The sequence below is a fragment of the Chryseobacterium flavum genome (assembly GCF_003385595.1).
GTDB lineage: Bacteria > Bacteroidota > Bacteroidia > Flavobacteriales > Weeksellaceae > Chryseobacterium > Chryseobacterium flavum.
In genome coordinates this window covers 260,324-280,330 of sequence record NZ_QNUE01000002.1, presented here as the reverse complement: position 1 = coordinate 280,330, position 20,007 = coordinate 260,324, and the positions used below count along the sequence as shown (strand labels likewise).

Genomic DNA, 20,007 nt, shown 5'->3' with positions numbered 1-20,007 from the left:
AAAAATTGGATAGCAAAATTACGTAAAATAAAAGATAAGACGTTCTTAATCCTGTTTTACTTTAATTGATTTGTTCCAGAAAACCTCTTTTTGTTACAATACAAAACTATTCTGTACTCTTTTTCACATAAAATGAGTGGACACCAGAGTCCGGAATTGAATAAAATCAGGTGTAATAAAAAAAATAAACCGCCATTCCGGCGGCCTATATCTAATTAAATTTTACCTGCTCATTATATTTGGGAGCAAAGTTCTTTGTGCTTAATTTTTCGAGTGTTTTGCTAAAGTTATTGATGATCTGGGTCATGTTATCAAAATCAACAATATGAATGTCATCATTTTCATGATGGTAATGTGAGGCTTTAGTCATATCAACAGTTGAAAATGAATGTGCAATGATTTTCTTTTTTACAAAACTTACATTGTCTGAACGATAGAACAGTTGTTGTTCTGCATAGGGATCAGGATGTAGGGTTAGTCCGTTCACTGCATTTTTATTAAAAAGTTCATCAAGATCTGAAAATCCGTCTCCAGTCATATATAATGCATTTTTCCCCCACTGGGATTCTGTGGCTACCATCTCAAAGTTGAAAAGAGCCGCCATATTGTTATAGATTTTATCAAGATTCTGATCTTCAGAAATAGCCCGTGACCCCAGCATTCCTTTTTCTTCTCCGTTAAAGGCCATGAAAACCATTGAAAATTCAGGTTTCCTGTTCTTAAAATAATCGGCAATTCCAACCAATGTAGTGATCCCGCTTGCATCATCATCTGCTCCATTGTAAATATTGTCACCGTCCTTATCACTGGTACCTATGTGATCAAAATGTCCTGAAAATCCCAGATACCGATCTGATTTTCCTTTTTTAATGCCGCATACATTATAAGCCTTCTTACCTTTATATTCAAAAGGAATAAGATATGAGCTGCCAGTACAGTACTCAAGTTTGTTTTCCTTAAAAAGTGTGGAAATATAATTTGCTGCGTTTTCATTCTCAGGAGTCCAGATTTCCCGTCCTTTCATTTCATCGGAAGCAAGTGTGGAAAGAATTGTTTTTACTCTTTCTTTTGAGACTTCCTGGGCGAAGGTTAGTATGGAAAACAGCGATAGGGTCAGATAAGTTAATTTTTTCATTATTTTAAGTTGAATTTTATATAATTTGTGATCAGTCGAATGTTCAACAGAAAAGCTGCATGAAAATACATAAATAAAATGAATTAATATTCAGAACCTGTAAGGATGAATATAATAAGTGGCAAAAATAAAAAACAGTTCCCTGGGGAACTGTTCTCACTCAAAAAATCGTTGTAAGGCTATCGAAGTCTGTCTACAGATTTTACGAGCCTCTCATCTTTACGGATGTAAATGTTTGCGATAAGCAGACAAATCACCGCAATTAATGGGAAAATCGGCTCAATACCCTTCTCAGGAAACTGAATTCCTCCGGATAAGTTTAGCAGCCAGTACGCCAATACACCAATCAACAAAGCGTTTATAATGATGCTGATGGTATTCAGCAAAATTTGTCTTTTTCGGTTTTTAAAACTAAAAATACTTAATGCTCCAGCTAAAACGAGTACAATACAGGCAATATTAAGTACGGGAATACTGCCGAAAACAGCAACATCTTGTCCTGTGATGAAAAGAAAAACAGCAGATAAAACTGCCAATAAAGTCCATATAGTCTGTATTCTCTGTAGCATTGAATATTAAATTCCTGGCAAAAATAATATAAATTTTGCACAATTCAAAAATAAGTGTAGATTTGCATTATACAATGTACTTGAAAACCAAAGTCACCGGACTTACTTTTCTTACTCACAATTAATTACATTTTTACATTAAATATGTTTAACATAGAAACGTTAAGGTCAAAATCCGTAACGGAACTGACTAAAATCTTAAAAGATTTAGGCGTTAAAGTTGCAAGAAACAGCAATGAAAATGACAAGATCTTTGCAATTCTTGACTTTCAGGCTTCCAATCCTAAAGTTGCAAAAGATTATTTCAACGCCACAGAAACCAGTACAAATACTGAAGAGGCCACAGCAGAGAAACCTGTGAAAGCCCCGGCAAAAAAAGCTGCTCCCAAGAAAACCGCAGCTAAGCCAAAAGTGAATACCCCAAAACCAGCAGAGCCTAAAGCAGAGGAAGAAGTAGAAGAAAAGGCCCCGGCTTCTGAAGAAATAAAATCAGAAGAACCAATAGCTGAAACGGTGGCAGTAACTGAAGAAAACCCAGCTGCAGCACCTGCTAAAAAGAAAAGAAAAAGAGTTTCCACGAATACTGCTAATACAGAAGTAACCCAGGAAAAGACAGAAACTCCAAAAAACACAGTATCTCAAGAGCCTGCTCAGGCAGAAGAAAAGCCTAACAATCCTCAACCGTCACAGGCTAATAAGTCTACCAAAGGACACAATCACCCGCAAAACGGCGGACATCAACATAAAAACCAACATCAGCACCAAAACCAAAACCAAAATCAGAACAGACATTCTGAAAAGGGAGAAGAGCAGCCGGACCATAAGAAAGAGTTTAACTTTGATGGAATGGTAAGCATTGAAGGGGTGTTGGAAATTTTACCTGATAATTATGGTTTTTTACGCTCGTCAGACTTCAGCTATATATCTTCTCCTGATGATGTATATGTTTCTACGGCACAAATCAGAAATTTTGGTTTAAAAACAGGTGATACAGTTAAAGGAATTGTAAGGCTTCCAAAAGAAGGTGAAAAATATTTTTCTTTACTAAGACCTACAGAAGTTAACGGAAGAGATCTGGCTTTTATTAAAGATCGTGTTGCTTTTGAATATCTTACACCACTTTTCCCTGAAGAGAAATTCAATCTTGCAGGAAGCGGATCAACCGTTTCTACAAGAATTGTAGATTTATTTGCTCCGATTGGAAAAGGACAGAGAGCCATGATTGTCGCCCAGCCCAAGACCGGTAAAACGATGCTGCTTAAAGATATTGCTAATTCCATTGCAGCAAACCACCCGGAAGTATATATGATGGTTCTTCTGATTGATGAACGCCCGGAAGAGGTTACTGATATGGAAAGAAGTGTCAATGCAGAGGTAATTGCTTCTACGTTTGATGAAGCTGCTGAAAAACATGTGAAAGTAGCGAATCTTGTTCTTGCAAAAGCCCAGAGAATGGTAGAATGCGGCCATGATGTAGTCATTCTGCTGGATTCTATTACAAGATTGGCAAGAGCATACAATACAGTAACTCCTGCATCAGGTAAAGTTCTTTCCGGTGGGGTAGATGCCAATGCTCTTCATAAACCTAAAAGATTCTTCGGAGCGGCAAGAAAAATTGAAGGAGGTGGATCCCTGACCATTATTGCTACTGCACTTATCGATACAGGATCTAAAATGGATGAAGTAATCTTTGAAGAATTCAAAGGTACGGGTAATATGGAGCTTCAGTTAGACAGAAAAATTGCTAACAGAAGAATTTATCCTGCTATTGACCTTGTAGCGTCAAGTACCCGTAGAGATGATCTTCTTCTTGACGAAGTAACTTCCCAGAGAATGTGGATTCTTAGAAAGTATCTTTCTGAGATGAATCCTGTAGAAGCCATGGAATTTGTGGATAAAAATATCAAAGGAACCCTAAATAACGAAGAGTTCCTGATGTCTATGAATAAATAAATTAATTTAATTGATTCCGGGCTTCTATACTTTGAAATAAGGTTGTAACAGATCTTCAAATTTATAGAAGCCCGGTTTTTTGTTGATAAGGTGTTCTGCTGCAAATAAAGCACCATTACCAAAAGCATCCCTTGAGATGGATTCATGAATAAGTCTTACCGTCTGAAAAGGAAATCCGAAAATAACTTCATGTTTTCCGACAATCCCACCAGCCCGGATCGTATTGATTTTTTCATCTTTTACATCCAGGACATCTGCAATACGGATGGCAGTTCCTGATACCCCTTTCTTATCTTTGAAATGTTCTTCAACAATTTCAATATCTACTGAAGGAGCAATCTTTTTTAAAAATGTAGAAGCATACAAAAGATAATTGATTCCAAGGGTAATATTGGGAGACCAAAATACAATTGCTTTCTGCGCCAGCTTATGGAGAAATTTGATTTCTTTATCGGAATAATGGGAAATTGCTGAAATAATCTTAATATTCTTTTTGGCGGCTGACTCCCCATATGCGTATATACCTTCCTGGGAAGAAAAGTCAATAATGGCATCAACAGGGTGTTCTTCTAGCAACTCTTCAATATCCTGTTTTTTTTCAGAATAAAAATGTCCGGGATCATTGCTTTCTATACCGAAGAATTCAGCCGCATCCCTGCTGTTCAATCTGTTTGTTTTTCTGTAAATCCATTGCAAGGAGTGTTCCTTGTTTTGAAGAATGACTGATGCTACAGCCTTACCTGCTTTTCCAAATCCAAAAAGTCCAATTTTCATAATAATCGTGTTATGTTAAACTTCAGTGAAGAATATTTTATAAAAAAACATTCATTTTGTGTAAGTTACGAATTTGAAAATAAAGTATGCTTTGAATAGCTTTGAGTGCTGTAATCCAGGCTTATAAAATAGAATAGGACCATTTAATTTTAGCGTAAATATAAATGCTCTGAACGTATAAACAGAATTTTTTAAAATTTAATTCATTCTAAATCAATATATCAATGTTAAAGATTTATTAAAGTAATCCCCAATCTTTGATAATAGCTTAAATATTGGCTAATTTTGGGTTATAACATTAAAAATAAAGATTATGTCATTTGAATTACCAAAATTAGGATATGCATACGATGCATTGGAGCCTACTATAGATGCAAGAACTATGGAAATCCACCATACAAAACACCACCAGGCATATATTGACAATTTAAATAAAGCAATTGAAGGAACTGACCTAGCAGGAAAAACTATTGAGGAAATCTGTCAGACAGGAACTGATAAACCTGCTGTAAGAAATAACGGAGGAGGACATTTCAACCACACTTTGTTCTGGGAAATTTTAACTCCCGGAGGAAGCAAAGAGCCGGTAGGAAATGTAAAAGCAGCAATAGAAAATTACGGAGGATTAGAAAAGTTTAAAACTGATTTTTCTGAAGCCGCAAAAACAAGATTCGGTTCAGGATGGGCGTGGTTGGTTAAAAATGCTGACGGTACTGTATCTGTATCATCTACTCCAAATCAGGATAACCCGTTAATGCCTGTCGCAGATGTTAAAGGAACACCTGTTTTAGGATTGGACGTTTGGGAACATGCTTACTATTTAAACTATCAAAACAGAAGACCTGATTATGTTTCTGCATTTTTTGATGTGGTAAACTGGGATAAAGTGGAGGAGTTATTTAACAAATAATTTTCAGCTATTATAAAAGTAAAAGGTTCAGAAGCTTTCTGAACCTTTTTTATATTTAATATATACAATCGTTACCGGATGGCATCACTTCCGGATAACCCGCTCATTTTCAATCCATATTTCCAGTTGACGTAAGCGAAGACCTGATAAAGCTTATACTCGAACTTGATTCCATAGTTCTCTTTTGGATCATACTCTATTCCGGACTCAATAATATTCCTGTATTTTCCGGTATTGTAGTAACTGTTCCATTCGTTTACCAGAAATGTATTCTTTGTTTTCAGGTAAGATTCTGAATATTGGCTCATAGGTTTGGCAATTGCATTCAGGAAATAATCGAATTGGGTATCAATTACAGTGATGTCCCATTCTCCGTCCTCATTTTTAGACGGCTTCATTTCGGTCTCTTTTTCTTTTTTATCCTTATGGGTGTCCTGGGCATGGCAGCTAAAGGGAATCAAAGCTATAAGAAGTATTAAAACAAAATTTTTCATGATTCAATATTTAATTAAAAAAGCACTCCAATAAGAGTGCCTTTCTGTTTATTTTTTTACATATTCTTTCTGAACAACAGAGACTGCAGGAAAGTGATCACTGTATCCTCCTGTAAAACGGTCTCCATCCCATGAACGCAGCGGATATCCTTTCCATTGGCCTTCCTTATTAACCAGGTAAGCCGGAGCATAGATTTCTGCTTTATAAATAGTATAGGTGGGCGTAAGTTTCTCAGGTGAATAAAGATTTTTTGAAACAATAATCTGATCAAACAGGTTAGGTGCATCCCTGTAGGCTAAAGAAGCAACTCCTGCTTTATATAATTTATACATCAGGTTATAATATGGTGTTTTGTCAGATAATTCACCCGGATCTCCTACTGCAGCCAGGTGCTTTTTTAAACTTGGGCTTACAGGATCGTCATTATAGTCACCCATTGCGAATAACTTAATTCCCGGATTTTCTGCAGTTACTTTGTCCATTTCATTTTTTAATATGGTAGCGGCTGTATTTCTTTTTGCAAGGGAAATTGCTTCTCCTCCTCTTCTGGAAGGCCAGTGATTCATGAATATTCCTACTTTCTCCCCATCCAGAAGCCCGATTGCCACTACAATATCCCGGGTATATTCTCTTTTTCCATTTTCATCATAAATTTTGATCTCTTTTTTATAAGAATCTAAAACAGAGAATCTTCCTTTTTGATAAATAATCGCTACATCAATTCCTCTTGCGTCGTATGAATTGAAATGTACGATTCCGTAGTTGCTTTTAGCAAGGACGGGTTGTTTGATCAGGTCCTCAATAACCTGTCTGTTTTCTACTTCGATCAATCCACATATTGCCGGATTGTCATTGGTGTATTGTCTTCCAAGCTCTGAAATAACTTTAGCTTCATTGGCTAGTTTCTGATTGTAGTATTTTGTACCCCATCTTTTAGGGCTGTTCACAGTAAAGTCTTCGGACAAAAATTGTTTTCTGATTACTTTTTTCCCGATCAACAGATCATCACTCCATTCACCTTTATAATCCTCAGTGGTTTCAAGGTACTTTAGTGAATCTACAGGTACACTTCTGTGGAATTTAGGATTGGAGCGCGGAAGAGTTCCGTCAATATAATCTGCAGAAGGAATGGTGTCCCAAAGGTTTTCAACATTCAAAAATGCAACAGCGGCTCTTCTTACCTGCTTTTGCTGTGAAAAAGTAAAACCGAAGCAAAATAATGCGGTAAGGATTAAATATTTTTTCATGTTTAGTATTGTCAAAAATTGAAGGGTAAAATTACTAATTTTATATAAGAATACAGAGGTAATGATAACAGATCTTCTGTTCGGGTGATCTCCAGGTAGTGAAAATTCTTTTGTTTATTTGATGAGCATCCTTTTTTATAATGCATTGAATCATAATTATTTCTGTTATTTCTCATATTAATGAAAATTCTTCTGTACTTTTAAAAAAATAATGGAGAGTTAAGAAAAATTAATAGAATAAAGGTCTAAAAATGTTTTAGTTAATGAAAATAGTCCTAAATTTGTTGCCCCTTAAAATAAAGAAGGATTTAAAAATAAGTTTATTATGATTAAAAAACTATCCCTAATCTCTTTATTTACATTAATGCCTGCATCTTTTTACTTTGCACAGACTACTGTGTATGCCTATGTTAAAGATCAGGATGGTAAGCCTTTAGAGAGAGCAGAAGTAGATCTGGCACAATCCGCAGATGATGTGACCGCGGATAAAATTGGATACTTCCAGTTTGTGGATTTAAAGCCTGGACACTATCTTATTACAGTGACGAAGCCAAATTTTGAGTCTAAAACCTTAGAGTTTGATGTAACTGAGGATGAGAAGAGAAAAGATTTAGGTGTTATTACACTTAATTATTCCCTGGGATCTGATGCAGGAGTTATCGTTATTGATGACTCGGCAAGTGACGCTGAAGATGGAGGATCATCAATGCAGCCAACTGTGGGCCTTTTAAGTTCAGGAAGGGATGCTTTTCAGAATGTTTCTGCCTTTGAATTAGGAGCTTATTGGTTCAGACCCAGAGGAGTAGATAACAGATTTGAGGATGTGCTTTTTAATGGGATACCGATGTCTAAAAATGATGACGGAAGAATTGATTTTAACAACTGGGGAGGTCTGAATGATGTGACAAGATATCCTTTTGAGAATGTAGATAATATTACTCCTTCTGAATATACTTTTGGAAACTTAGGAGGTGTTGTTTATTATAATACCAGAGCTTCCAGCTACAGAAAACAAACTTCACTGGCATATTCATTTACAAACAGGAGCTATCTGCACAGGGCAATGGCAACTTATTCTTCGGGACTTAGCAAGAATGGATGGGCATTCACTTTTTCAGCAAGCAGAAGATGGGGAGACAAAGCAATTATCGATGGTGTATACCAGGATGCCTATGCTTATTTTGCTTCTATTGAAAAGAAATTCAGTGATAGACACTCTATTAATTTAACTGCCTTTGGTTCTCCTACCTACAGGGCCTCAAATTCACCCAATACCCAGGAGGTTTATGATATTATGGGAAAAGACTATAATTCATACTGGGGCTGGCAGGACGGAGAAAAGAGAAACTCCAGAATCAGGAAGGTATTTGAACCTATGTTTATATTGACTGATTATTTGAAGATTGGTAAAAATTCAAATTGGAATAATACGGTTTCTTACCAGTTCGGTAGTGATGCGAGAAGCCGGTTAGATTGGTTCCATGCCTCTGATCCGAATCCTACCTATTACAGGAATCTTCCGAGTTATGGGCTCTTAACAGCTGATGAATTCAGAGACAGATCACAAATTAACTGGGAGGAACTTTATAATACAAACCGTCTTAACCTTACCAATATGGATGGTACTCAGAGAGGAGCATCGTATACTGTAATTGAGGATGTTAATAAGGATAAAACGTTTAACTTCGCATCACATTTTGATACAAGATTAAAGGATAACTGGAAGCTGAATATCAACTTTAATTATCAGAACCTGAAATCGGATAATTTTAGAAGGGTTAAAGATCTTTTAGGAGCCAATTATGCTAATAATTTAAATCCGTTCACCAATGATTCCCCATATAATATTGATGATCCGAATACGCAGGTAAGAGTAGGGGACAGAACTCAATATTCATATGAATTAACAAAAAATCATTATTCATTGAATATTTCAACTGAAGTTGATTTTAATAAATGGAATATAGTAGCTTCCATCTTCTCTTCATATTCTGAATCCTATCGGGATGGAAAATACAGAAACTCCATCTATACAAATAATTCAAAAGGTAAAAGTGCTATTTACGACGCACTCGATGCAGGAGTTAAAGGTAAAATTACCTACAAAATCAACGGGAAGAACTTTATCGTTTACAATGGCGCACTATTTAGTTTAGCCCCTACCTTTAATGAAATATTTATCAATCCGAGAGTCGTAGACTTTGTAACTCCCGGTGTTAAAAACCAAGTGATTAACTCGAATGATATTAGCTATATCATGCGAGGTCAGATCTTAAAGTTAAGATTATCAGGGTACTATACGACCATTAGCAATTCTACGGAAATCTCAAGATATTATGCAGCCGTTTCAAGTCTTAATTCAGGGTCATATAATACCCTGGTTAATGAAGCAATGAGTGGAGCAGATAAAAGATACATCGGGGCTGAGTTAGGTTTTGATGTAAAGATTACTCCTACAATCAATGCAGTAGGGGTAGCCAGCGTTGGTGAATATAAATTTACAAACACGCCTCAGGTATATACTTTTGATGACCTTAACGGTTTCAGAAGTTTTGGTGCTGCTAATATAAAAGATTATAAAGTAGCAGGAACTCCACAGAAAGCTTTTTCCCTAGGGCTAAAATATAATTCTCCCAAATATTGGTGGGTTGGAGCTTCTGCGAATTATCTGATGGATCAATATCTGGATTTTTCAGCAATTAATAAGACTTCGGCAATGTATACGATTCCGGGTACTGATATGAATTATGATGGTGTTACTCCTGAACTTATACAGGCTCTTACTGCACAGAAGAAATTTGATAATCAGTTTATGCTGAATGCTAATGCAGGTAAATCGTTCCAGTTTGGTAAATACAGAATAGGAGTTAGTGTTTCAGTAAATAATATTTTAAATAACAGAAATTACGTAACGGGTGGATTTGAACAGGGCAGATATGCTAACTTCCCTGATGCTCTTGAAGAATATCAGAGAGCCATTCCTTACTTTGGTCCAAAACTTTGGTATGACAGAGGTAGAACGTTTTTTACTAATGTTTATTTAAGATTCTAATAATGATGACTATTATGAAAAAATATAATTCAATTTTAAAATATATTTTTATCACAGCAGCAGCTCTGTTTGTAACAACAGGCTGTGTGCATGATGATAAATATGAAGAACCTAATCTTGATGGCTATCAATGTGTCGCAGATTTTCAGGCAAATACGACCCTAAGTCAGTTAAAAAAGAAGTTTACTGAGAATAATCCTGCAGGGGAAGCATATGTTTTTCCTGAAGATAAGACGCCTAATGATTCCAGTGATGATTTATATATTCAGGGATATGTTTCATCTACCGATGAAACAGGGAATATTTATAAAACAATTTATATTCAGGATGCATTGGAGAACCCTACTCATGGTTTTACGATCAGTGTGGATATGGTAAGTTCTTATACCAAATTTCCTCAGGGGACTAAAATTTATGTAAAGCTTAATGGCCTTGCTGTAGGAACTTACGGAAATGTAGTTCAGCTGGGTGTAAAAACAGGAGCAGAGTCATTTGCAAATGCAGTTTCCAGAATTCCTGAGAAAAAAGTACCTCAGGTAATCTTCAGATCTTGTACAACAAGAGGAGAGATCAAACCCAAGCTGATTACTCTGGCTGAGATGAAGAATAATGAAGACCTGATCGGATGTTTGGTTCAATTGGACAATGTGGAGTTTGACAGCAGAACTTTATGTTCTAATTATGCTCCTAACGGACAAACCGTTGACCGGGGAATTGGGCAAGGATGGAATGCGCAAACCAAAAAATATCTGGCTACAGCTGTTGTAAGAAACAGTGGTTATGCTTCATTTGCTAATCAAACACTTCCTGCAGGAAAAGGAACCCTTAAAGGAATCTTCAGCAAATTTAATTCTACTTATCAGATGTATATCAATAAGGTAAGTGATGTAGATTTGGAAGGAGATAAAAATGGAAATGGTAAAGATGAGGAGCACTTTCCGCGTCTGGATGGAATAGAGGAAAATCCTTGTAAATTCAGCTCAGCAAATCTAACTGCAAAAACAGTAGCGGATGTAGAGCAGCTGGCAGGATCCCTGGCTCCGGGAAGTCTTGTTCAAATTACCGGGGACTATTATTTAAAAGCTCAGGTTGTTGCTAATGATGAAACAGGAAACTTATTTAAATATGTTTATGTGGAAGATGCAACAGGAGGAATCAAAGTAAATATTAATAAAGCGGACCTGTTCCTGGATAACAGATTTAAACTGGGAAAAGACCTTAATATAAAACTGAAAGGATTATACATCAGAAATGTAAACGGGGAGCTTCAGCTGGGCTCTAACGATTCCAGCTCAGCAGTTGGATATAGAATCAAGGAAGAAGATATATATCAATATCTATTCGATTCCAATGCTCCGGCGAGACCTGTTGTTGCTACTGAAAAAACAATTTCTCAATTGACAGCTGCTGATGTGGGAAGATGGATTAAAATTAAGGATCTTCAGTTTATAAATGGCGATTTAGGGAAAACATATGCAGACGGTACTTCAACTTCTAACAGAACTTTAGAAGATTGTTCAGGGAATAAAATCACATTAAGAACCAGCGGACGTGCTGTATTTGGATTAAAAACAGCCAGTTCAATTGAAGTGGCAGGTGGAAAAGGAGATATTTATGCCGTTTTAAGTGTATACAATGATACTTATCAATTATGGATCACACAACTGACGGATGTTAAAATGACGAATCCAAGATGTGACGGAAGTATTTATACTCCCATTCCAGTCCTGTACAGCGATGACTTTGCTGCCGGTGGCTTTAGTACAGACTGGACACTTGTAAATAAAGAAGGACCCTCACAGTTCTGGGTGACTTCTAATCAGGGGAATGGCTCAAATTACTATGCAATGATGAATGGCTATGCGTCAGGAAATAATGTGAATGAAGACTGGTTGATTTCCAAAGCAGTAAGTTTAGTTGGAAAGACCAAAGCTGCAGTAAGTTTCACAACGGATGTGAGATATAATGGTAATGCTTTACAGGTATATGCTACAGATAATTATACAGGAGATGTAACTACCACTAACTGGACCCAGCTTCCGGCAACGTTGGATACCAATACAGGAGGATTTGGAGACTGGGTAAGTTCAGGTAATGTTGATTTAAGTGCATTCTTAGGAAAAAATGTGAGAATTGCATTTAAATATACCTCTACTTCTTCTGCCGCTGCAACGTGGGAAGTAGATGACTTTAAGATCAAAGGACAATAATCCATTGATATTATAATGTAAAGCCGGCCTTTAAGAGCCGGCTTTTTTATATGGGCATGAAATTAGCCGGAACAGATTCTGAGTATAATCAAATAAAAAAATGGGACAGACGTTTCCCATTCCTAAGGAATAAATTTAATTATGAATATTTTGTTTATGTCTTCAGGCATATTGATATATCGGCAGCGTACGTCTTAAAGAAATGATGTGGGAACAGGATTGGGGATTATTAAAACAAAAAACCACTGTTTTGGCAGTGGTTTTTATATTACAAATTATTTTTTAAAAAGAGACCTCATTAACTTCTTTTCCTCTTTGAAAGTTCATCGTTTTCTGGTTTCCTTTGTACGCAATGTTGACCAGATTAATTTGCTTAGGAAAAGCACTTAAAAGGATCGTATTTCTAATTTTTAAGGTATTGATATCTGAAACACCTCCTGCTTCAAAATATACCCATACTGTTTCTCCGCTTACCTGACTTCCGGTGAAGGTTATTGTTTTAGGAGCACCATTGACAAATACATCAAAATTATTATTCACATATTTTTTCACTTCAGCTTCAAATCCGGCTGTATTTGGATTTATTTTAATAGCATCAGAGATATGGCTTGTATTCATTTTTGTGGTAAACTTCAATGTCTTGCTTCCATCAATATAATCCACTTTGGTCATTGAAGAGAAAAAGTCTACATACATAAAACTCATTAACACAAAAAATGTTAAAATTCCTGATATATATAAAAGTTTTTTCATCTTAATTAATAGATTTACAATCATACTTGCTAGTTATAAGTCACAAATAATATGCCAATTAAAAATTAACGTTTACAGAATATTTGTCATAAAATGCTTTAATATGTGCTACCGCCTCGTCTGCAGTGTCTACCACTCTGTAAAGATCCAAGTCATCTTCTGCAATCATCCCTTCTTTAAGTAAGGTTGCCTTAAACCATTCAAGTAGCCCTCCCCAAAATTCACTTCCTACCAGGACAATCGGAAACTTTCCTATTTTATTGGTCTGGATCAGGGTCATTGCTTCAGTAAGTTCATCTAACGTTCCAAATCCCCCAGGCATTACTACGAATCCTTGTGAATATTTTACAAACATTACTTTTCTTACAAAAAAGTAGTCGAAATTCATTGAATAGGATTTGTTGATATAGGGATTAAAATGCTGTTCAAAAGGAAGATCAATATTAAGACCAATAGATTTTCCTTTAGCATTGAAAGCTCCTTTATTCCCGGCTTCCATAATGCCCGGGCCTCCTCCTGTAATAATTCCAAAGCCTAATTTAGTGATCTTTTCTGCAATTTCCACAGCCATTTTGTAGTATTGGCTTTCCGGTTTAAGTCTTGCAGAGCCAAATATAGATACACATGGACCTATTTTAGCTAATTTTTCATAGCCATCAACAAATTCAGCCATTACTTTAAAAACCATCCAGCTGTCTTTAGTAATGGTTTCGTCCCAGGTTTTTTGTCTGAAACTGTTATGTAGTTTTGTTTCGTTAATGTCAAGCTCCGGATTCACTAAACTTTCATCTCTGGTTCCCTCAATTTCCATTTGCAAAAATTATTTAAAATATTTTTCGGCTTCTGTTACAGATTCTGGTCTTCCGACATCAATGAGAATACTGTCATGTACAAATCCGTGTATATGTTCGGTCTGCATTAGATCAAGATATTCTTCCATTACAGAAAATTTGCCTGTTCTTTTTATTTTTTCAAAGATGACCGGATTGATACAGTGAACGCCACTGAAAGCTAAAGCTTTAAATCCTTTATTGAATTCGGCAAGTCGCTGTTCTCCTGTTTGTACATTAAGCCAGCCCCTTAAAACCATCTCATCATTGAAAAGAAGTTTTCTCGAACTTTCCCGGTCCGAAACTGCTAAAGTAGCAAAATCTTTTATTTTTTTATGATATTTTACCAATTCGTTAATGTTGATGTTGGTGAGAATATCAGCATTCATGATTAAGAAATCTTCTCCATGATCAAGAAAGTTTCTGGCGAAAATTAAGCCGCCTCCTGTTTCCAATAATTCATTCGTCTCATCAGAAATTTCAATCTTACAGCCGAAGTTATCATTTTTATTTAAAAAATCAACTATCTGATCTCCAAAATGATGGATGTTAATAACAAAGTCTTTTATTCCAAAGCTTTTCAGGTAATTAATATTTCTTTCCAAAAGTGGAATTCCGTTTACCTTTGCCAGAGCTTTCGGATGATGGTCAGTAAATGGTTTAAGCCTTGTTCCTTTTCCTGCTGCAAAAATTAGAGCTTTCATAAATAGTATGGATAATAAATGATAAATAACGGGTAATCTGATTCCATTCCAGCCTATCCCTGATTTAGTTGAGGTTGTTCGTCATGATGGAGACTTATTTCTGTCCCTTCAGGATATTTCTCTTTGATATATTCTGCAATTTTAATTGCAGAATATACAGATCTGTGTTGTCCTCCCGTACATCCGAAATTAATCTGAAGATTCTCAAACCCTCTCTCCAGATAGTTTTCAATATTAATGGCAACAATGGATTTTACCAGTTCCAGAAATTTAGGCATTTCTGTCTTGGTTTCAAGGTACTCCTGAACTCCTGTATCATTTCCTGTCTGACTTTTATATTCTTCGATTCTTCCGGGGTTTAAGATTCCCCTGCAATCGAAGGTAAAACCGCCTCCGTTTCCTGAGTTGTCTTTGGGGATTCCTCCTTTCTTATATGAAAAGCTGTGTATGTCTATGTGTAGCATTTTATTATTTTTTATATACCGATTAAAGCTATATAGCTTTAAGATAATATGAAATCTCTTTTGTTATGATTAATTTTCAATATTTATTCATCCCTAATGGTTCAAATTTAATATTTCATCAATTTTCGATTTTGTCTTTTCGGAAGTTAGCTGATGAATAACTTTTTTCAGTTCAGGATAATTTTCCATGTATTTCCAGGAATTGGAAAGCTGTGTTATATTTAGTATTCCCTGTTCCAGGCTTGCAAGAAAATGTGATTTTCTCTGGATAAGCCCCCTGAAGCCATAAGCCCCTAAAACCTGTAAAAATCTCATCAACTGTATTGGCTTCACCGAGCCTTGAAGTTGGGCCCTTACCATTGGATCCTCAAATTGCTGAATATAATACGCCAGCATTTCATTTTTGAATTCTTCAGGGAAGTTAGCCTTAGCCTGGAAAAGAAAAGAGATAACATCGTACATCAATGGCCCTTTCATTGCAGATTGATAGTCAATGAAGGATACTTCATTATTGGTATTTACCATAATGTTTCTTGCCTGAAAGTCACGGATCATAATTCCTTTTGGTTCTAAGCCTTCAATTAGTTTTACAATCAACTTGAATTCTCTCAGAAGTACAGACTTGTTATATTCAAGTTCTAATACATCTGCCACAAAATTTTTAAAATAGTATAAATCATGAGTAACGGGAAGTTCATCATAATTTTCATATTCAAAGGTTTTTGTGAAATCAATTTTTCCCTGTGTCAGAATCTGAAGGCTGAACAGTTTCTCCAGGGTTTGTTTTATAAGGAGTTTAACATCTGTTGAAAGCTGTTCTTTTGCAATGATCTCTGAAAGCGTATGTTCTCCCAAAAATTCCTGTACATACATTTTTCTGTCAGTCGAAACAGCTAATATGTGGGGTGTATTGAGATGGAGCTGAGAGAAAATATTGGAGTAGTATAGAAAACTTTCATTTTCCGGGACGTTTTCATTATACGTGATGATAAATTTTTCATTACCGGATGTGGCCAGAAAATTAACCCTTGCAGAGCCGCTTTGGGCAAGAGTGACAAATTCGGAAGATTTTTTGCCACATTGAATTTCGAAAAATCGTTTTGCGTTTTCAGAAGTCATAATACGAAAACAAATATACTAATTTAACATGAGTTGGAAATCATCTTAAATTTACAAGGATTACTGACGGAATTAATGGTTTTTAAAGAGATATTTATTTGTCAGGACAAATATATTCCGGAAATCTTAGCGATGAAACATAAAGAATGATCTTAAACCGAAGTTTTTAGATTAGAATTCAGGTTATTACAGGCTAATTTTTATCTTTGTAGTATCATGTTAAAAGATTTCAAGCCGGTTTTAGGTATTTTGCTGCGATTCATCATCATATATCTGGTGTTGCTTTTTGCTTATCAGTTTTACCTGACGGGCAGCAAAGATACAGGGCTGGACCCTTTTTCAAGAATAATTGCAGATCAGGTAAGTTTCTTACAAAACAAAATAGGCTATAAAACAGCGTTGTACGACGATGTAAAAAACGAACAGGTATGGTTTTATGTGAAAAATCAATATGTAACACGAATGGTGGAAGGGTGTAATGCCATTTCTGTAATGATCTTATTTGTATCTTTTGTTTTTGCTTTTTATAAAGGAATAAAGACTGTTATCTTTGTCCTGATAGGACTTATTTTGCTATATCTCATGAATCTTTTGAGAATTGTTGGGCTCAATATTGTTATGTCAGAACATCAGGAATATGGTAAAATGTTTCATGACTTTGTTTTTCCTGCTGTTATTTACGGAAGTGTTGTTCTGCTCTGGCTTGTCTGGATTAAATTCTTTGCCTTAAAAAATGAAAATTCTTAATTGGTTTTTGGTCATAGCAGGTATTTGCGGTCTGATCAGTGTAAGGGTTTTTGAGGACAGGATTTTTTATGACCCTTTTCTTAATTACTTTCATGAAGCAAATAAAAATATCGCATTCCCGGAATTTGAATGGAGAAAGCTGGTAACCGGCCATGTATTCCGGTTTATTTTAAACCTTTTATTTTCCTGCCTGATTATTCAGGGACTATTTAAAAATAAGGAATGGACTGTTCAGGGAGCTGTTTTAATTATCATCGTGTTCATTATTACTTTTCCGGTGTATGCATATTGTATTAATGACCATTTTGATATCGGTTATCTTTTTTCTTTTTATATGAGACGGTTTGTAATCCAGCCTTTAATTATATTATTGGTGGTTCCAATGTTTTATTACAGGAAGCAATTGGAAAAGAAAAATTAAAGTAATTCCTGTTTTATTCCACGGTATGTTTATCCATACTGGTAATATTTTCCGGGGTCCATACTACGCGTTTGATGAAGTCTTTTTCGCGGACGGGACAATTTTTGATCTGGCAAACAGGGCAGGAAATTGGCTTACAATCATCCATATGGAAATTAAATTCAATACTCCTTTTTATGTTTCCGGCCAGAAGCAGGATTACTTTTTCCATTTCGTCATGGGCATCACGGAGACTGTAATACCAGGGAAGTGTAATGTGAGCATCAATATGAAGGGATGAACCAAATTGCTGGATTTTCATATTGTGTACATCAATCCATTCTGTCCTCCTGTTTTCTTCAAGAATTTTAATGATCTGATTTAATATTTCAGGGTCCTGCTCGTCCATAATACCACTTAAAGATTTGCGGACAATTTTATACCCTACCACTATAATGTAAAGTCCGAATGCTAATGCTACAGCGGAATCCAGCCAGTAAATTTTTGTAAAATAAACAATAATAAGGCTGATAACAACCCCTAATGTTGTAATGGTATCCGATTGGAGATGTTTTCCGGATGAAATCAGGACCAGGGAATTTTCTTTTTTGCCTTTTTTAATAGAAATATACCCCAAAAGGTAATTTATAATGGCGGTAGCTGCAATGATCCAGATACCCAGATCAATTTTGCTCAGTGTTTTACCTATAATTAAGCTATGAATTCCTTCATAAATGATCATAATACCGGCAATTGCAATAAGAGCTCCTTCAATTCCGGCGGTAACAAATTCTACTTTTCCGTGTCCGTAGGGATGGTCTTCATCTTTGGGTTTAGCGGCAAGGTGAAGTGAATAAAGTCCCATGAATGCACTGATAACATTAACAATGCTTTCCATAGCATCAGAAAATACAGCATCAGAATTAGTCAGTTTCCAGGCTATGATCTTTCCAACGAAAAGGATAATCCCAAACGTGGCTATGATCTTTTGAAATCCTATTTTCTCTTTATGTGTATTCTTTTGGGTATTCATATTGTGTTTGATAAAAAAAAGAATCTCAATTCTGAGACTCTTTTTTATTTGTTAGTTTATACTAAGTTGTTTGCTACAAGGTATTCTGCGATTTGTACTGCATTGGTTGCGGCTCCCTTCCTTAGATTATCTGCTACAATCCAGAGGTTAAGGGTCTTCGGTTGTGACAGGTCCCGTCTTATCCTTCCGACAAAAACTTCATCTTTGCCTTCCGAATAAAGTGGCATCGGATATTGATTGTTTTTTACGTCATCCATTACGATTACCCCGGGAGTCTCCGATAAAATTTTTCTTACTTCATCCAGATCAAATTCATTTTCAAATTCAATATTTACACTTTCGGAATGCCCGCCTTGCACCGGAACCCTTACTGCAGTAGCAGTCAGGTTGAACGTATCATCACCTAAAATCTTCTTAGGTTCCTTCATAAGCTTGATCTCTTCTTTAGTATAATCATCATCTGCAAAAACATCACAGTGAGGAAGTGCGTTTTTGAAAATCTGATAAGGATATACTTTAGCAATAGAATCATTTCCGCTGATTTCACCATTTAACTGGTCAACAGCAGCTTTTCCTGTCCCGGTTACAGATTGATAGGTAGAAACAATAACTCTTTTTAAGTCATATTTTTTGTTCAAAGGTCCTAAAACCATTACCAGTTGTATGGTAGAACAGTTCGGATTTGCAATGATCTTGTCTGTTTTAGTCAATACATCTGCATTGATTTCCGGAACAACTAATTTTTTATCAGGGTCCATTCTCCATGCTGAGGAGTTATCGATTACTGTTGTCCCTGCTTCTGCAAATAAAGGAGCAAATTCCAGCGAAGTAGAACCTCCGGCAGAGAATATCGCAATATCCGGTTTGGCAGCTATAGCGTCCTTCATGCTTACAATCGTAAATTCCTTCTGTTTATACTTCACCTTCTTGCCTACAGATTTTTCGGAAGCTACCGGAATTAATTCTGTTACAGGGAAGTTTCTCTCCTCCAAAACTTTAAGCATAACTTGTCCAACCATTCCTGTTGAACCTACTACAGCTACTTTCATTGATTTTAATTAAAAATTTAAAGTTAAAATATTTATAAATTATAACGCATCATGTATAATTTCATAATTCTTTTTATGCTCCAAAGACCCTGGTCCATGGAAATGCAAATGCAAACAGCCCTACTGCGATTAACCCCATAATAACAACCCCTAAAGAAATGGTGTCATTGGATTTAACTTTTTTGTTGACAATAGTCATCAATACAGCCGCTATAAGCATAGAAAATGGGTGTTCAACATATTGGAACCTTAATGCCGAATTTTTCATTACTTCTCCCATATTTAACCCTCCGCTAAAAGTAGTAATCAGCATAATGATCCCTAATAAAAACTGAATGTGGAAGAAGATCATGGTAAACAGAGTTGTTTTCTTTAAAAAATTATTCACTTTTCCACTGAACCCGAACATGGTAGCTAAAAGTGCAACGATAAATAAAGCAACTAAAAGAAGTTCCAGATACCCGAATCCTTTGTGGGCATTAAGTAAAATGTTGTAAAAATCCATAATCCTATTTTTTTGTAGACAAAGATAGCAAAAATCCCGGCTCAAAGCCGGGATTGAT

19 protein-coding genes are annotated in these 20,007 nt (G+C 35.8%); 6 read left to right on the top strand and 13 right to left on the bottom strand.

The features are described from left to right. Nucleotides 1-211 precede the first annotated feature (211 nt). Nucleotides 212-1,135 carry a M28 family peptidase gene (locus DRF59_RS03355; protein ID WP_115956871.1) on the bottom strand — a complete coding sequence of 308 codons (924 nt, stop codon included), beginning with the start codon at nt 1,133-1,135 and terminating at the stop codon, nt 212-214. A 179-nt stretch (nt 1,136-1,314) separates the two neighbouring features. Continuing rightward, nucleotides 1,315-1,704, bottom strand: a complete 390-nt coding sequence (locus DRF59_RS03350) for a DUF4293 family protein (RefSeq protein ID WP_115956870.1) — start codon at nt 1,702-1,704, stop codon at nt 1,315-1,317. Nucleotides 1,705-1,848: 144 nt separating this feature from the next. Here DRF59_RS03350 and rho point away from each other — a divergent pair, with 144 nt between their 5' ends. Beyond that, nucleotides 1,849-3,657: a transcription termination factor Rho gene (rho, locus tag DRF59_RS03345; RefSeq protein WP_115956869.1), complete on the top strand. Its 1,809-nt coding sequence runs from the start codon at nt 1,849-1,851 to the stop codon at nt 3,655-3,657. Between the two features lie 24 nt (nt 3,658-3,681). On the opposite strand, the gene DRF59_RS03340 is transcribed toward rho, so the two are convergent. Beyond that, nucleotides 3,682-4,431 carry a 4-hydroxy-tetrahydrodipicolinate reductase gene (locus tag DRF59_RS03340; protein WP_115956868.1) on the bottom strand — a complete coding sequence of 250 codons (750 nt, stop codon included), beginning with the start codon at nt 4,429-4,431 and terminating at the stop codon, nt 3,682-3,684. A gap of 313 nt (nt 4,432-4,744) precedes the next feature. Here DRF59_RS03340 and DRF59_RS03335 point away from each other — a divergent pair, with 313 nt between their 5' ends. Continuing rightward, nucleotides 4,745-5,341 (top strand): superoxide dismutase, encoded by a 597-nt coding sequence (locus tag DRF59_RS03335; RefSeq protein ID WP_115956867.1) that lies wholly within the window; start codon nt 4,745-4,747, stop codon nt 5,339-5,341. A 71-nt stretch (nt 5,342-5,412) separates the two neighbouring features. Here the strand turns inward: DRF59_RS03335 and DRF59_RS03330 are convergent, their stop codons facing one another. Further along, on the bottom strand, nt 5,413-5,835 hold the full coding sequence (locus tag DRF59_RS03330) for a DUF6146 family protein (RefSeq protein WP_115956866.1): 423 nt from the start codon (nt 5,833-5,835) through the stop codon (nt 5,413-5,415). Nucleotides 5,836-5,883: 48 nt separating this feature from the next. Then, entirely contained in the window at nt 5,884-7,083 is a 1,200-nt protein-coding gene (locus DRF59_RS03325) for an endonuclease/exonuclease/phosphatase family protein (protein ID WP_115956865.1), read from the bottom strand. Between the two features lie 325 nt (nt 7,084-7,408). On the opposite strand from DRF59_RS03325, the gene DRF59_RS03320 reads away from it, so the two are divergent. Together DRF59_RS03320 and DRF59_RS03315 are read left to right on the top strand one after the other, a co-directional pair. Further along, the gene (locus tag DRF59_RS03320) at nt 7,409-10,135 is read left to right on the top strand and encodes a TonB-dependent receptor (protein ID WP_115956864.1); all 2,727 of its coding nucleotides are present in this window, start codon (nt 7,409-7,411) and stop codon (nt 10,133-10,135) included. Between the two features lie 14 nt (nt 10,136-10,149). After that, nucleotides 10,150-12,345 carry a DUF5689 domain-containing protein gene (locus DRF59_RS03315; protein ID WP_115957021.1) on the top strand — a complete coding sequence of 732 codons (2,196 nt, stop codon included), beginning with the start codon at nt 10,150-10,152 and terminating at the stop codon, nt 12,343-12,345. A 282-nt stretch (nt 12,346-12,627) separates the two neighbouring features. Here the strand turns inward: DRF59_RS03315 and DRF59_RS03310 are convergent, their stop codons facing one another. From DRF59_RS03310 to DRF59_RS03290, 5 genes are all read right to left on the bottom strand, one after another. Then, on the bottom strand, nt 12,628-13,098 hold the full coding sequence (locus DRF59_RS03310) for a DUF6702 family protein (protein WP_241505468.1): 471 nt from the start codon (nt 13,096-13,098) through the stop codon (nt 12,628-12,630). A 58-nt stretch (nt 13,099-13,156) separates the two neighbouring features. After that, on the bottom strand, nt 13,157-13,909 hold the full coding sequence (locus tag DRF59_RS03305) for an LOG family protein (RefSeq protein ID WP_115956862.1): 753 nt from the start codon (nt 13,907-13,909) through the stop codon (nt 13,157-13,159). 9 nt (nt 13,910-13,918) lie between these two features. After that, nucleotides 13,919-14,632 (bottom strand): nucleotidyltransferase family protein, encoded by a 714-nt coding sequence (locus DRF59_RS03300; RefSeq protein ID WP_115956861.1) that lies wholly within the window; start codon nt 14,630-14,632, stop codon nt 13,919-13,921. A 53-nt stretch (nt 14,633-14,685) separates the two neighbouring features. Continuing rightward, the gene (locus tag DRF59_RS03295) at nt 14,686-15,096 is read right to left on the bottom strand and encodes a RapZ C-terminal domain-containing protein (protein WP_115956860.1); all 411 of its coding nucleotides are present in this window, start codon (nt 15,094-15,096) and stop codon (nt 14,686-14,688) included. A 93-nt stretch (nt 15,097-15,189) separates the two neighbouring features. Next, nucleotides 15,190-16,215 (bottom strand): aminoglycoside phosphotransferase family protein, encoded by a 1,026-nt coding sequence (locus DRF59_RS03290; protein ID WP_115956859.1) that lies wholly within the window; start codon nt 16,213-16,215, stop codon nt 15,190-15,192. Between the two features lie 216 nt (nt 16,216-16,431). Between DRF59_RS03290 and xrtF the strand changes: the two genes are divergently transcribed. Next, nucleotides 16,432-16,962 (top strand): exosortase family protein XrtF, encoded by a 531-nt coding sequence (gene xrtF, locus DRF59_RS03285; RefSeq protein ID WP_115956858.1) that lies wholly within the window; start codon nt 16,432-16,434, stop codon nt 16,960-16,962. Continuing rightward, a complete protein-coding gene (locus DRF59_RS03280) occupies nt 16,949-17,383 on the top strand; it encodes an exosortase F system-associated membrane protein (RefSeq protein ID WP_115956857.1) in 435 nt (144 codons plus the stop codon). Before xrtF ends, DRF59_RS03280 begins: the two co-directional genes overlap by 14 nt. A 13-nt stretch (nt 17,384-17,396) precedes the next feature. Here the strand turns inward: DRF59_RS03280 and DRF59_RS03275 are convergent, their stop codons facing one another. The 3 genes from DRF59_RS03275 to DRF59_RS03265 all read right to left on the bottom strand — a co-directional run bounded on the left by DRF59_RS03275 (nt 17,397) and on the right by DRF59_RS03265 (nt 19,949). Continuing rightward, nucleotides 17,397-18,395 (bottom strand): cation diffusion facilitator family transporter, encoded by a 999-nt coding sequence (locus DRF59_RS03275; protein WP_115956856.1) that lies wholly within the window; start codon nt 18,393-18,395, stop codon nt 17,397-17,399. A 56-nt stretch (nt 18,396-18,451) separates the two neighbouring features. After that, on the bottom strand, nt 18,452-19,444 hold the full coding sequence (locus DRF59_RS03270) for an aspartate-semialdehyde dehydrogenase (RefSeq protein ID WP_115956855.1): 993 nt from the start codon (nt 19,442-19,444) through the stop codon (nt 18,452-18,454). A gap of 73 nt (nt 19,445-19,517) precedes the next feature. Next, complete coding sequence (locus DRF59_RS03265) at nt 19,518-19,949, bottom strand: hypothetical protein (RefSeq protein WP_115956854.1); 432 nt, start codon at nt 19,947-19,949, stop codon at nt 19,518-19,520. Nucleotides 19,950-20,007: the final 58 nt, after the last annotated feature.